This window comes from Pandoraea pnomenusa (assembly GCF_000767615.3).
GTDB classification, from domain to species: Bacteria; Pseudomonadota; Gammaproteobacteria; order Burkholderiales; family Burkholderiaceae; genus Pandoraea; species Pandoraea pnomenusa.
Map to the genome: position 1 here is coordinate 857,533 of NZ_CP009553.3, position 12,532 is coordinate 870,064.

Here is a 12,532-nt window from a genome sequence, read left to right on the forward strand (position 1 = left end):
CGTCAGTCGCGCTTGAGCAGCCAGATGCCCAGCATCAGCGCAGCCGCATATCCCGCGCCGTAGCCCAGTGCGCCGGCCAGGGCGCCGAGTTGTGGTGCGAGACCACGCACGACGACGAAGGCGACCATGGCGGCGCAGGCCCATTTGGCGATGACCCAGCGCCCGGCGCCGCGCCGCACGAGCACGAGGTTCAGGGCGGCGTCGGCGAACACGAGAATGCCCATGAGCGCCGACACGCGCAGAATCTCGGCCGACTGCGCAAAACCCGCGCCGTAGATCAGATGCACGATCCACGGCGCCAGCAGCGCGACCGGCACGGCCAGGCATGCGCCGGCGCCGACCATCAGCCAGACGGCGCGCACGGTGTTGCGCCGCGCGACGGCGTTGTCGAGCGTCTGGAAGATCAACTGTGGCGCGAGCGAATTCGCGATGATCGGCGCCACGAGCACGAAGTTTTCCGTGACTTGCATGGCGGCGGCGTACGCCCCCAGTTCGGCGAGCGGGATGAGTGGCTTGAGCACCAGTTGATCGATGCGCTTGAACAGGATCATGAGCATCAGGCCGCCCCAGAAGCTCGTGCCGCTCGCCAGCAGGTCGAGCAGCAGCCGGCGTTGCCAGAGCACCGGGGTTTTCGGCGAGTGCTTGAAGTAGTAGCGCACGAGCAGCGCGGCGGCCACGATGGCTTCTACCGCATAGACGACGGCGAACGCGCTCACGCTTGCGTGCGTGACGAACAGGATCGCCACGAGCGCGAGTTTCACCCCCAGCGCACAGAGGTTGGCACTCACGCTCGGCCGGTTGAAGGTGCGCGCCTGCAGCCAGGCGATCACGATGCCCGACGGCTCGCGAAACCACAGCGCCACGCCCAGCCAGAGCGTCACGGCGACGAGCGACGACTCGGCGAACACGATCACGTAAACGGCCAGCAGGGTGTAGGCGACGGCGGCGGCGGCCAGGCGCAGCACGAACGCGTGGGCGATGATCGTGCGTTGTTCGGCCTCGGGTTTGCCGACCAGGCGAGGCACCACCACTTCGCTACCGCACAGCAGCGTGAGCGACGCGGCGAGGAAGACGAGCGATTGCGCGTACTGAAACAGGCCGAATTGCGCGGCGCCCAGGCTGCGCGCCAGAAGCCCGGAGACCGCGATGCCGCCGGCGATCTGCGCGCCGCGCTCGGTCAGCATCCAGAGGATGTTGCGAATGATGGTCCGATAGGGCATGTGGCGCTCGCGCGGCTCACTCGTTCTCAAAATAAGCAAAACCGGCCTTGCGGGGCCGGTGCTGGAAGACGCCGTGCGACGTCATGTCCCTATCTAGATGGCGCGCGGTCGATTGTAGGCGCCCGCCGACAGGGTTTCGGGACATGCCGCGGTGCGGCGAAGTCCCGTATAATTTTAGCGTAATGCAGCCGTTCCCGGCCGGGCTTCCCGCCGGGATTTCCGTTTGCGGCGCAGCCGGCGTTCATGTGGCGCCCTCGCGGCGCTTCGTCGTGGCCATTGTCCGGCGCTGCAGCATGTGACATCGGGCCCGCACCGGGTCGGGGCAGGCATCGGGAGTGCCCCGGTCGTCCCCCCACCCGCCACGGACCCCCATTTCTTTCCCTCGTTTCCGAGAGACCCTATTCCATGACGCAAACCACGCAAGTTTCGCCTGCGATCTTCAAGGCTTACGATATCCGCGGCATCGTCGGCAAGACCCTCGACGCCAACGTCGCGCACCTCATCGGGCGCGCCTTCGGCACGGCCCTGCGTCGCGAAGGCGGCAACGCCGTCGTGGTCGGCCGCGACGGCCGCCTGTCCGGTCCCGAGCTTGTCGGCGCACTGTCGGACGGGCTTCGCGCGGCCGGCGTCGACGTGGTCGATATCGGCGTCGTCGTGACACCGATGGTGTACTTCGCCACCAACGTCACGCTGCACGGGCGCGTCGTCGACTCGGGCATCATGGTCACGGGCAGCCACAATCCGCCCGACTACAACGGTTTCAAGATGGTGCTGCGCGGCCGTGCAATCTATGGCGATGCCATTCAGGGCCTCGCGAAGCTCATCGAGCAGCAGGACTTCGAGACCGGGCAGGGTACCTATACGGCCGACGAAATCGGCGAGTCGTATCGCGCGCGCATCGCCAACGACGTGCATCTGGCGCGGCCGATGAAGATCGCCGTGGACTGCGGTAATGGCGTGGCGGGGGCTTACGCGCCGGCGCTGTTTCAGGCGCTGGGTTGCGACGTGATCGAGCTGTTCTGCGACGTCGACGGCACCTTCCCGAATCACCACCCGGACCCGGCGCATCCCGAGAATCTTCAGGATCTGATCAGGACGCTGCAAACGACCGACGCCGAGATCGGCCTCGCGTTCGACGGCGACGGCGATCGCCTGGGCGTGGTCACCAAGGACGGCCAGATCATCTATCCGGATCGCCAACTGATGTTGTTCGCCGAGGAAGTGCTGAGTCGCAACCCGGGCGAGAAGATCATCTACGACGTGAAATGCACGCGCAACCTGGCGGACTGGGTGCGCAAGCACGGCGGCGAGCCGCTCATGTGGAAGACGGGCCACTCGCTGGTCAAGGCCAAGCTCAAGGAGACCGGCGCGCCGCTCGCGGGCGAGATGAGCGGTCACGTGTTCTTCAAGGACCGCTGGTACGGCTTCGACGACGGCCTATACACGGGCGCGCGCCTGCTCGAGATTCTCTCGAAGGCGGCCGATCCGAGCGCCGTGCTCAACGCGCTGCCGAACTCGATTTCCACGCCTGAGCTGCAGATCCCGCTGGCCGAGGGCGAGAACTTCGCGCTGATCGACAAGCTGCGCGAGACGGCGAAGTTCGACGGTGCGCAGGACGTGATCAAGATCGATGGGGTGCGCGTCGAATACCCCGATGGGTTCGGTCTGGCGCGCTCGTCGAACACCACGCCAGTGGTGGTGCTGCGTTTCGAGGCCGACAGCGACGCGGCGATCCGCCGAATTCAGGAAGACTTCCGCCGCGCTATCCTCGCGGTCAAGCCGGACGCGAAGCTGCCGTTCTGATGCCGTGCGCGCGCACGTGGCGCGCCTTGCGCGATCCGGCAAGGCAGGCGTCGCGGCGCGCCCGGCAACAAACGGTGTCCGGCATGCCGGGTCGGGGTAAAATCGCGGTTTTGCTCACGAGGCCCGGCCGAACCGCCGGGGCGTTCGGTTGCAGGTTCTGATCGTCAAAGTCTCGTCGCTCGGCGACGTCGTCCATAACATGCCCGTGGTGCAGGATATCCTGCGCCGCTGTCCCGACGCCCGGATCGACTGGGTCGTGGAAGAGGGCTTCGTCGACCTCGTCAAACTCGTGCGCGGTGTGCGCCGGGTCATTCCCTTCGCGCTGCGCCGCTGGCGCAAGAAGCCGTTCGCCGCGGCCACCTGGCAGGAAATTGGCGCCTTTCGTCGCGCGTTGCGCGAAACCCCTTACGACTACGTGATCGATACGCAGGGTCTGGTCAAGACCGGCTGGATCGCGCGCACCGCGCGTGGCGCGGTGTGGGGGCTGGGCAATCGCACCGAAGGCGCGAGCTACGAATGGCCGGTGCGCTTTCTCTACCGGCACATGGTGCGCATCGAGCCGCACACGCATGTCGTGACACGCTCGCGCCTGCTTGTTGCCGAAGCCATGGGATTCCAGATGCCGGCGGAAATCGACTTCGGCATCGCCACGGAGCGTGCGGATCACAGCCAGTGCCCGGACCGGCCGTATGCCGTATTCGTGCACGCCACGTCGCGCGAAGACAAGACATGGCCCGAAGCCGACTGGATTGCGCTGGGGCGCGATCTGGCGGCGCAGGGCCTGTTGATCGTGCTGCCGTGGGGGAGTATGGCCGAGCGCGACGTGTCGCAGCGTCTGGCCGCCGCGCTGGGCGAGCACGCGTGGGTGCCGCCCCGAATGAACCTGTCGCAGGTGGTCGGCCTGATCGACCGCGGCGCGATCACCGTGGGTGTGGATACCGGCCTGGTGCATATTGCCGCAGCCCTGAACCGCCCGACCATCGAGCTATACAATTTCAGCACGGCGTGGCGCACCGGAGGATTCTGGTCGCCGCACATCGTCAATCTCGGCGATGCCGAACACAAACCCACGCTCGCCCAGGTGCGCGACGCCGTGCGCCAGCTCGCGCCGTCGATGTCGCCGGCCACGGGTGGCGCCGCCGCGCCCAGCGAGGACCGAAGCGCATGAGCCAAATGAACCCACGGAACACAAGCGGGGCCGGCAAGGCCGGCAGCCAGATCGTCACGGTCGAATCGGGCGACTGGCAGGGCGCGCAGCTCTCCGTACCGCGCGAGACGCTGGTCGCCGATGTCGAGGCCGGCAAGGTGCTTTATTTCCCGCATCTGAATTTCGCCATCGATGCGTCCGAGCAGCGATTGCTCGACCCGGCGATCGCCGATCCCAAGCGCAAGAACATCAGTCTCGATCCGAAGTCGGACGTGCTCGTCGGCGTCGCTTCCGATGACGCCACGCAGCGCGCTGTGCACGCACTCGTCAAGCGCTACTACACGCAGGCGTGCAGCCTGATCGACGGCCTGCTGCCGGAGTATCGCGGCAAGCTGCGTGCGGCACCCACGAGCCTGCGCCTGCATCAGGTGGAGACGCGCCAGACCTCGTGGCGCAAGGACGACAGTCGCCTGCACGTCGACGCCTTTCCATCGCGCCCGAACTACGGCGAGCGCATCCTGCGCGTGTTCACCAACATCAACCCGGCCGGCCAGCCGCGCGTGTGGCGCGTGGGCGAGCCGTTCGAAGACGTGGCCACACGATTCCTGCCCAAGGTACCCAGGCAATGGCCCGGCTCCGCCTGGCTGCAGAACGCGGTGGGCATCACCAAGCGACCGCGCAGCGGCTACGATCACATCATGCTGCACCTGCATGACGGCATGAAGGCCGACATGGCCTATCAGCGCGACGCGGGGCAGCAGACCATGCCGTTCCCGCCAGGCAGTGTCTGGATCTGCTTCTCGGATCAGACTTCGCACGCCGTGATGTCGGGACAGTTCATGATGGAGCAGACCTTCTTCCTGCCCGCCGAGGCGATGGTGCACCCCGAGTGCTCGCCGCTGGCGGTCTTGCAACGTCTCACGCATCGAGCGCTGATCTGAATGCTGCTGCGCCTCATCTATCGCGCGCTCTGGTGGGTCGTTGCACCGCTGGCGGTGGTTCGCCTGTGGTGGCGTGGCCGCTTCGAGCCGGGCTATCGTCGTCACATCGGTGAGCGGTTCGGGTACTACGACACGCCGCCCTATACCGGCCGTCCCCTGATCTGGGTGCACGCGGTCTCGGTCGGTGAGACCCGTGCCGCGCAGCCGCTCATCGACGCGCTGCTCGAGCGCTATCCGTCGCACGGCATCCTGCTCACGCACATGACGCCCACCGGGCGAGCCACCGGCGAGAGCCTGTTCGGCGAACGCGTGCAGCGCTGCTACCTGCCGTACGACATGGTCGGGTCGATCCGGCGATTCCTGAAGCACTGGCGCCCGAGCGTCGGTGTGGTGATGGAGACCGAGGTCTGGCCGAACCTGATCTTCACGTGCCGCGAACGCGGCGTGCCGCTGGTGTTGACCAATGCGCGGATGTCGGCGCGTTCGTTCCGGCGCGCCGCGCGCTTCGGCGATGCCGCCAGGCCGGTCTTCGGTGGCTTCAGCCGCGTGTTCGCGCAGAGCGATGCCGACGCCGAGCGCCTGCGCATGCTCGGCGCGAGCGACGTCGACGTGATGGGCAACCTGAAGTTCGACATGACCCCGTCGCCCGCATTGCTCGCACTCGGCGCGCGCTGGCGTGCGCGCTTCGGCGAGCGCAAGGTGTGGCTCGCCGCCAGCACGCGCGACGGCGAGGAGGCGTTGGTGCTCCAGGCGCGCGCCATGCTCGCGGCAGCCTCCGACGAGGGACGTCGCGCGTTGCTGGTGCTCGTGCCGCGTCATCCGCAGCGCTTCGACGAAGTGGCGGCCATGCTCCAGAAAGTGCGCCTGAACTATGTGCGCCGCAGCGCCTGGCCCGACGGCGATACGCCGCTGCCGGCCGACGTCGACGTAGTGCTCGGCGACTCCATGGGCGAGATGGCGGCCTACTTCTCGGCGGCTGACGTCGCGTTCATCGGCGGCAGCTTGCTGCCGCTGGGTGGTCAGAACCTGATCGAGGCGTGCGCGGCGGGAACACCGGTTGTCTTTGGCCCGCACATGTTCAACTTCACGCAGGCCAGCGAAAACGCGCTGGCGGCGGGTGCGGCGCGCCGGGTAAGCGACGCCGGCGAGCTGGCCGCCACGCTGGCCGACCTGTTGCTCAACGACGACCGGCGCCTGGCCATGCGCACGGCCGCCACGCTGTTCGCCCGGCAGCATCAGGGCGCGACGGCGCGCACCGTCACGGCATTGGGCCGCTGGCTCGATACCGGGCTGGTCGCGCCACAGGACTGAGGGTCTCCCAGCTCCAGGCGGGACGGCGTGCACCGCCGTTGGTGCTTCAGGCGGGCTTCAGGCGGGCTTCAGGCGGGCTTCAGGCGGGCGTCCGGCCTTGTGGCCGCATGCGGCGAGCCCGGGAGGGCGTGTGGCCCTGGGCTCAGTAGGTCGGCATCGACGGATCGACCTGGAGCGCCCAGGCATCGATGCCACCAGCCAGATTGAACAGCCGGGTAAAGCCTTGTTGTTCCAGAAACATCGCGGCGCGCGCGCTGCGCATGCCGTGATGGCAGATGCACACGATGGGCGCGTCGGCGTCGAGTTCGTTCAGACGGGAGGGCACATCGCCGAGCGGCACATGCTTGCTGTGGGCGATGCTGCAGGTCTGGACCTCCCAGTCCTCGCGCACGTCGAGGAGCGTGGGTTGGCCGCGATCCCCGTCCGCGAGCCACTGGGCCAATTCCGCCGGAGTGATGTTTTCCATGATGTTCGTTGTCTTATTATTCCGGGCCGGCGCCGTGCGTTGCCGGACGGTGCGCTGGCCCGGTCGCCGGCTTCAGAACTTGAAATGCGACGGTTGCGGTGCGACGAGATAGGGCACCTGCGTCTCGAACAGGTTTTCGCGGCGGTATTCGTTCTCGGACACGCGCGTGATGAGCACGGCTTCCATGACCGGCGCGCTTCCGACGAAGGCGGCGAGACGGCCGCCGACCTTCAACTGGTCGAGGAAGGTTTGCGGCAGGGCGGCCAGACCGCCCGAGATGGCGATCACATCGTACGGGGCGGCGGCGGTCCAGCCTTGTGCGCCGTCGGCGTTGATCACTTCGACGTTCGTCACGCCGTTGGCGCGCAGCGTTTGCTGGGCCGCCTGCGCGAGATTGGCGTCGAACTCCACGCTCGTGACATGGTGCGCGTTGTAAGCGAGCAACGCGGCCATGTAACCCGAGCCGGTGCCGATTTCCAGCACGTTTTCGTTCTTCTTCGGCGCGAGCGCTTGCAGAATGCGGGCTTCCACACGCGGGAACATCATGTGCTGGCTCTTGTTGGCGATGGCGGCGCCCGGCAGCGGCAGCTCGACGTCGGTGAATGCGCTGGCGCGGTACGCGGCCGGCACGAATGCCTCGCGCTTGACGACCTTGAGCAGATTGAGCACGTCCTGGTCGAGCACGTCCCAGGGACGGATCTGCTGCTCGATCATGTTAAAGCGGGCCTGTTCGTAATTCATTTCGATTACCGTGGGTAGTAGGCGAACACAACCCGGCATTTTACCAGTTCCGGGCGGTAGTCACGATGACGCGTGCACTTTTGCCGCACTCGAGGCCAAAGATCGGGACAGACAACCCTCAGGCCGCCCGTTTGGGCGAGATGGGGGAGCGGGGCGAGGTGGCCGGGGAAGCGGACGACGGCGCGACCGGAGCGCTGGCGGCGTCTGACGTATCGGGCATATCAGGCATATCAGGCATATCAGGCATATCAGGCATATCAGGCATATCAGGCATATCGGGCGCATCCGACGCTGCCGCGCGCAATGCCACGCGATTGAGATACGCCGCGCACATCGTCGCCATCTGATCGGCGATCTGGCCGGCCAGCGTCTCGGAGCAGGCGGCGGGCGCCCGGTTCTCCAGAATCGCCTTGATGGGACCGGTCATCGAATTCAGGAAGACGAAGGCCACGGTCTCCGGATCGTCGAAGCTCACGTTGCGCGCCGTCTTCAGCATGCCCACGACCGCGCCGTGCATGCGCGTGGCCGCGTCGGCAAACACCTTGCGTCCGTCGAGATCTTCCGAGAGCCGGTACAGCGCCTGCGCCTCTTCGATGTCCGTCATCTTCGCCCCGACGTAGGCCTTCGCGAGCGAGTGCGCCATGACCTCGAGCGGTTCGCCGTGCGAGGCGAGGCAGGTGGACTCGACCGTGCAGACGATCCGGTCGATGTGCCGCCCGAGCACCGCATAGAGCAGCACCTGCTTGTTCTGGAAGTACTGGTACAGCGTGCCGACCGATACCCCCGCGCGCTCGGCCACCCGGGTGGTGGTCAACTGGCGCCCGCCGTCGAGCAGCAAAACCTGAAGCGCTGCTTCGAAAATGGCGTCGATGGTGACCCGCGAGCGCGCCTGTTGCGGCGTTTTACGGGGCGTTGCGGGCCCTCGGGTGTCCGGTTTCATATGCGAATGGAAAAGCTGAAGGATTCTTCATAAACTCGATGCTAACAAATTTGCGCGCGGTCGGGCGCATGACAACAAGGCATACGACGGGAGCAGTCATGAAACGGGACGCCATCGAGAGTATCGACAATGCGGCACGCGAGGACGCCGAGCGCCATCTGGGCCGCGTGGCACTGGTGACCGGTGCCACGCGGGGCATTGGACAGGAAGTCGCGAAAGCCCTTGCCGAGGCCGGCATGACGGTCCTCGTGGGCGCACGCGAGCAGGCAAAGGGCGACGACGTGGTCGAACCGCTGCGCAAGGCGGGATTTCAGGCGGAGGCGCTGGTGATCGATCTGTTGCGTCCGGAAACGCTGCATGCGGCTGCGTACCACATCGGTCGTTATTACGGCCGTCTCGACGTGCTGGTGAACAATGCCGGTGTGACCGATCCGCGCGACGATGTCCCGGAGAAGGCTTCCATCGAGGCCGTCGAGCGGGTGTTCGCGACCAACTTCTTCGGTACGTTGCGCGTCACGCAGGCGATGTTGCCGTGGCTGGCGCGTTCGGAGCGCGCGCGTATCGTGAACGTGTCGAGCGGCTTGGGGTCGCTCGCGCACAATAACGATCCGGCGTGGGAGCATGGCGCATTTCGTCAGATCGGCTTCAACGCGTCGAAGGCGGCGCTGAACATGTTGACGGTGCAGCTCTCGCATACGTTGCGCGAGACGTCGATCACGGTCAATTCGGTCGACCCGGGTGCGCCGGCCGACCTCGCGGTCGACGCCAGCGGCAAGCGCGTGCGGCAGGGCATGGCCGACGGGGCGCGAAGCGTGCTGATGCTTGCGCTCGGCGAACGCGGTCCGGTCACGGGCGGCTTCTACGGTGGCGAGGGACCGTTGCCGTGGTAAACGGCGCGTCCGCCGGTCCGCGGTGCCGCCCGCGGTAAAATGCGCGCCTTGAAATCGAAATGCGGCTGACGTCCTGCCGTCGCGTGTCGGGCACCCTACGTTGCGCGCCGCGCGTCCTCCCGCAAGCGCCTGCCATCCCACGGTCTTTTCATGAACTGTCGCCCACACTGCGCGGCGTGCTGCATCGCGCCCTCCATCTCCACGCCCATTCCCGGCATGCCGAACGGCAAGCCGGCGAACACCCGCTGCGTGCAACTGGACGACGCCGACCGTTGCGCGATCTTCGGCAGTGCGCAGCGCCCGGCGGTCTGCGCCTCGTTGCAGCCGTCGGCCGAAATGTGTGGCCAGGACCGCGAGCAGGCGATCGCATGGCTTGCCAGTCTCGAGGTACTGACCGCGCCCGGCGTGGCGTAAGCCATGCTGCGCGCGCGGGCGCGGCGCCGGCGAGACGACTGTTGGCGCAACGGTGGGCGGGGCGCTACCCGCGTCACATGCGGGTGATATAGTCGCGCCTATCGAAGATTGGCCGGGCCCTGTCCGGAAGTAGAACGCGACATGCAACGCAGTCTTTCTCTTGAACGACAGAATCGTCAGCAGTGCGAGGCACTGGCCGTGGCCGGGCGCGAGCGGCCGTCGTCGTCATCGCGCCGCCGTTGGCTGTCGCTCACCGGTGCCGCCGTATTTGCCGCCGGGTTGGCGGCATGTGCGGGATTGCCGTTCGGCAACGATTACACCTTCTCCGAAGCGCAACTGCAGCGCGCGCTCGATCGCAAGTTCCCGTTCGATCGCCATGTGCTGGCAGTGCTCGACGTCAACCTCTCGCATCCGCGCCTGACGCTGCTGCCCGAGCGCAACCGCCTGGCCGTGGCGGTCGACGCCACCATCGCGCACCCGCTCGGTGGCGCGCCGTTCACGGGCACGTTGGCCGTCGAAAGCGCGCTGGCCTACGATCCGGCGACGATGTCGGTCGTGCTGCGCGATCCCGAGGTACAGAACTTCACCGTCGACCGATTGCCCGAGCGCTGGTCCCGGCAATTGAACGCCGCCGGCGCACTGATCGCCACGCAGTTGCTGCAAGGCGCGCCCATCTATACGTTCAAGCCCGAACAGCTCAACATTGGCGGGATACCGCGCCAGCCCGGCGAGATCACGGTCCTCTCGCACGGGGTGAACGTCAGGTTCGATTCACGCTGACGGCGGCGACGTCGCGCTCGGACGCGCCCCCCGACGGTTTCGCTTTTCCACATTCCACATTCACGACTTCTCAGGAACGCATTGCATGGACTTGTTGCTGGCACTCAAAGCCGTCATTCTCGGCGTGGTCGAAGGGTTGACCGAATTTCTGCCGATCTCCTCGACCGGCCACCTGATCCTGGCGGGCAGCCTGCTCAACTTCAACGACGAAAAGGGCAAGGTGTTCGAGATCGTGATTCAGTTCGGCGCGATTCTGGCGGTGTGCTGGGAATTCCGGGCGAAGATCGCACAGGTCGTTGCTGGGCTGGGCAGCGATGCCAAGGCGCGTCGTTTCGCGGTGAATGTGATCGTCGCGTGTTTGCCCGCCATCGTGCTTGGGTTGCTCTTCGGCAAATACATCAAGGCGGTGCTGTTCAACCCGATTGTGGTGGCGACGGCGTTCATCGTGGGCGGCGTGATCATTTTGCTGGTGGAGCGCCACAATCGCAGCAACACCATGGCGGGCAAGTCGCCGCGCGTGACATCGATCGATGATCTCTCGTTCGCCGACGCCCTGAAGGTCGGCTTCGCGCAATGCTTCGCGCTCGTGCCGGGCACGTCGCGCTCGGGCGCCACGATCATCGGTGGCATGATGTTCGGTCTGGAGCGTCGCGTGGCGACCGAGTTCTCGTTCTTCCTTGCCATCCCGATCCTCTTCGGCGCGACGGTGTACGAACTCTACAAGGCGCGCTCGATCCTGTCGGTGGACGATGTCAGCCTGTTCGGCGTGGGTTTCATCGCTGCGTTCGTCAGCGCGTTCATCTGCGTGCGCTGGCTGTTGCGCTACATTGCATCGCACGACTTCACGGCGTTCGCGTGGTACCGCATCGCGTTCGGGATCGTGGTGCTCGCCACCGGCTACAGCGGACTGGTCGTCTGGGCGGACTGAAACCGTCGGACCTCCGTATGAAAAAAGGGCACCGCGAGGTGCCCTTTTTCGTTGGATGCCTGGTTGACTGTCGCCGCGTTAGTGCGTTTGATCCGCGTCCGACTCGCCGCTTATCCGCGTTTGCGGAACACGAGATCCCATACGCCGTGGCCGAGGCGCAGGCCGCGGTTTTCGAATTTCGTCACGGGCCGATAGTCGGGGCGCGGCGCGTAGTCGGTTGCCGTGTTCTCGAGCATGGCTTCGCCGCCCAGCACTTCGAGCATCTGCTCCGCATATTCCTGCCAGTCCGTCGCGCAATGTAGATATCCCCCCGGCTTCAGGCGCGAGGCGAGCAGCGCCACGAACGGCGGTTGCAGCAGGCGGCGCTTGTGGTGGCGCTTCTTGTGCCACGGGTCGGGGAAAAATACGTGCACGCCGTCCAGCGAGCCCTCGGGGAGCATGTGCTGAACGACCTCGACCGCGTCGTGCTGAATGATGCGCACGTTCGACAGCGGCGTCTCGCCGATCAGCTTGAGCAGTGCGCCCACACCTGGCTCGTGCACTTCCACGCCGAGGAAGTCGTCCGCCGGACGCAGCTTCGCAATATGTGCGGTGCCGTCGCCCATGCCGAAACCAATCTCCAGAATTCTCGGTGCACCGGTGCGTTCGAAGGCGTTCGGCCAATCGAGCGGGGCGGGTGCGTACGGCAACACGAACTTCGGGCCGAGTGCGTCGAAGGCGCGCTTCTGCGCTTCCGAACTGCGACCCGCGCGGCGCACGAAGCTGCGAATACGGCGCGGATGGGCTACGCCGTCGGGACCGACATAAGTCTCGCCGTCACCTTGGGCGTTAGGTTGCGACGTATCGATCTCGTCGTCGTCGTGGGCCGATTGCGCGTCGTCAGCCGGCGGGTGTCCGTGGTTCGTCATGGAAGCAAAAAGCCGTCTGGACGACGGCTTGTCGAGGAATGCT

The 12,532-nt window shown here is 66.2% G+C and carries 13 protein-coding genes; 8 read left to right on the top strand and 5 right to left on the bottom strand.

Annotated features, from left to right (window positions below; genetic code table 11):
* Nucleotides 1-2: 2 nt before the first annotated feature.
* Nucleotides 3-1,220, bottom strand: a complete 1,218-nt coding sequence (locus LV28_RS27955) for an oligosaccharide flippase family protein (RefSeq protein WP_024788626.1) — start codon at nucleotides 1,218-1,220, stop codon at nucleotides 3-5.
* Between the two features lie 405 nt (nucleotides 1,221-1,625).
* Here LV28_RS27955 and LV28_RS27960 point away from each other — a divergent pair, with 405 nt between their 5' ends.
* The 4 genes from LV28_RS27960 to waaA all read left to right on the top strand — a co-directional run bounded on the left by LV28_RS27960 (nucleotide 1,626) and on the right by waaA (nucleotide 6,422).
* Nucleotides 1,626-3,023: a phosphomannomutase/phosphoglucomutase gene (locus tag LV28_RS27960; protein WP_038618759.1), complete on the top strand. Its 1,398-nt coding sequence runs from the start codon at nucleotides 1,626-1,628 to the stop codon at nucleotides 3,021-3,023.
* Nucleotides 3,024-3,222: 199 nt separating this feature from the next.
* Nucleotides 3,223-4,191: a lipopolysaccharide heptosyltransferase I gene (waaC, locus tag LV28_RS27965; protein ID WP_231113322.1), complete on the top strand. Its 969-nt coding sequence runs from the start codon at nucleotides 3,223-3,225 to the stop codon at nucleotides 4,189-4,191.
* A gap of 5 nt (nucleotides 4,192-4,196) precedes the next feature.
* The gene (kdoO, locus tag LV28_RS27970) at nucleotides 4,197-5,111 is read left to right on the top strand and encodes a Kdo hydroxylase KdoO (RefSeq protein ID WP_025250281.1); all 915 of its coding nucleotides are present in this window, start codon (nucleotides 4,197-4,199) and stop codon (nucleotides 5,109-5,111) included.
* Nucleotides 5,112-5,114: 3 nt separating this feature from the next.
* The gene (gene waaA / locus LV28_RS27975; RefSeq protein ID WP_023872281.1) at nucleotides 5,115-6,422 is read left to right on the top strand and encodes a lipid IV(A) 3-deoxy-D-manno-octulosonic acid transferase; all 1,308 of its coding nucleotides are present in this window, start codon (nucleotides 5,115-5,117) and stop codon (nucleotides 6,420-6,422) included.
* A gap of 142 nt (nucleotides 6,423-6,564) precedes the next feature.
* On the opposite strand, the gene LV28_RS27980 is transcribed toward waaA, so the two are convergent.
* The 3 genes from LV28_RS27980 to LV28_RS27990 all read right to left on the bottom strand — a co-directional run bounded on the left by LV28_RS27980 (nucleotide 6,565) and on the right by LV28_RS27990 (nucleotide 8,569).
* Nucleotides 6,565-6,888, bottom strand: a complete 324-nt coding sequence (locus LV28_RS27980; RefSeq protein ID WP_023594288.1) for a rhodanese-like domain-containing protein — start codon at nucleotides 6,886-6,888, stop codon at nucleotides 6,565-6,567.
* 72 nt (nucleotides 6,889-6,960) lie between these two features.
* Entirely contained in the window at nucleotides 6,961-7,629 is a 669-nt protein-coding gene (locus LV28_RS27985; protein ID WP_023594289.1) for a protein-L-isoaspartate O-methyltransferase family protein, read from the bottom strand.
* A gap of 118 nt (nucleotides 7,630-7,747) precedes the next feature.
* Nucleotides 7,748-8,569, bottom strand: coding sequence for a TetR/AcrR family transcriptional regulator (locus LV28_RS27990; RefSeq protein ID WP_048806442.1), 822 nt, complete (start codon nucleotides 8,567-8,569; stop codon nucleotides 7,748-7,750).
* A 98-nt stretch (nucleotides 8,570-8,667) separates the two neighbouring features.
* Here LV28_RS27990 and LV28_RS27995 point away from each other — a divergent pair, with 98 nt between their 5' ends.
* The 4 genes from LV28_RS27995 (at nucleotide 8,668) to LV28_RS28010 (ending at nucleotide 11,581) form a co-directional block, all read left to right on the top strand.
* Complete coding sequence (locus LV28_RS27995) at nucleotides 8,668-9,459, top strand: SDR family NAD(P)-dependent oxidoreductase (protein WP_023594291.1); 792 nt, start codon at nucleotides 8,668-8,670, stop codon at nucleotides 9,457-9,459.
* A gap of 150 nt (nucleotides 9,460-9,609) precedes the next feature.
* Nucleotides 9,610-9,873 (top strand): YkgJ family cysteine cluster protein, encoded by a 264-nt coding sequence (locus tag LV28_RS28000; RefSeq protein WP_023594292.1) that lies wholly within the window; start codon nucleotides 9,610-9,612, stop codon nucleotides 9,871-9,873.
* Nucleotides 9,874-10,014: 141 nt separating this feature from the next.
* Nucleotides 10,015-10,653 carry a DUF1439 domain-containing protein gene (locus LV28_RS28005; protein WP_023594293.1) on the top strand — a complete coding sequence of 213 codons (639 nt, stop codon included), beginning with the start codon at nucleotides 10,015-10,017 and terminating at the stop codon, nucleotides 10,651-10,653.
* An 85-nt stretch (nucleotides 10,654-10,738) separates the two neighbouring features.
* Nucleotides 10,739-11,581, top strand: a complete 843-nt coding sequence (locus LV28_RS28010; RefSeq protein WP_023872278.1) for an undecaprenyl-diphosphate phosphatase — start codon at nucleotides 10,739-10,741, stop codon at nucleotides 11,579-11,581.
* Nucleotides 11,582-11,691: 110 nt separating this feature from the next.
* Here LV28_RS28010 and trmB read toward each other — a convergent pair whose 3' ends face one another.
* Complete coding sequence (gene trmB, locus LV28_RS28015) at nucleotides 11,692-12,489, bottom strand: tRNA (guanosine(46)-N7)-methyltransferase TrmB (RefSeq protein ID WP_023594295.1); 798 nt, start codon at nucleotides 12,487-12,489, stop codon at nucleotides 11,692-11,694.
* Nucleotides 12,490-12,532 lie beyond the last annotated feature (43 nt).

Excerpts from the sequence above, each read along its gene's own strand:
- LV28_RS27990 (WP_048806442.1), bottom strand. The coding sequence starts at position 8,569 with ATGAAACCGGACACCCGAGGGCCCGCAACGCCCCGTAAAACGCCGCAA.
- LV28_RS27960 (WP_038618759.1), top strand. The coding sequence starts at position 1,626 with ATGACGCAAACCACGCAAGTTTCGCCTGCGATCTTCAAGGCTTACGAT.
- LV28_RS28005 (WP_023594293.1), top strand. The coding sequence starts at position 10,015 with ATGCAACGCAGTCTTTCTCTTGAACGACAGAATCGTCAGCAGTGCGAG.
- LV28_RS28000 (WP_023594292.1), top strand. The coding sequence starts at position 9,610 with ATGAACTGTCGCCCACACTGCGCGGCGTGCTGCATCGCGCCCTCCATC.
- LV28_RS27995 (WP_023594291.1), top strand. The coding sequence starts at position 8,668 with ATGAAACGGGACGCCATCGAGAGTATCGACAATGCGGCACGCGAGGAC.
- waaC (WP_231113322.1), top strand. The coding sequence starts at position 3,223 with ATGCCCGTGGTGCAGGATATCCTGCGCCGCTGTCCCGACGCCCGGATC.
- kdoO (WP_025250281.1), top strand. The coding sequence starts at position 4,197 with ATGAACCCACGGAACACAAGCGGGGCCGGCAAGGCCGGCAGCCAGATC.
- trmB (WP_023594295.1), bottom strand. The coding sequence starts at position 12,489 with ATGACGAACCACGGACACCCGCCGGCTGACGACGCGCAATCGGCCCAC.
- LV28_RS27980 (WP_023594288.1), bottom strand. The coding sequence starts at position 6,888 with ATGGAAAACATCACTCCGGCGGAATTGGCCCAGTGGCTCGCGGACGGG.
- LV28_RS27985 (WP_023594289.1), bottom strand. The coding sequence starts at position 7,629 with ATGAATTACGAACAGGCCCGCTTTAACATGATCGAGCAGCAGATCCGT.
- LV28_RS27955 (WP_024788626.1), bottom strand. The coding sequence starts at position 1,220 with ATGCCCTATCGGACCATCATTCGCAACATCCTCTGGATGCTGACCGAG.
- LV28_RS28010 (WP_023872278.1), top strand. The coding sequence starts at position 10,739 with ATGGACTTGTTGCTGGCACTCAAAGCCGTCATTCTCGGCGTGGTCGAA.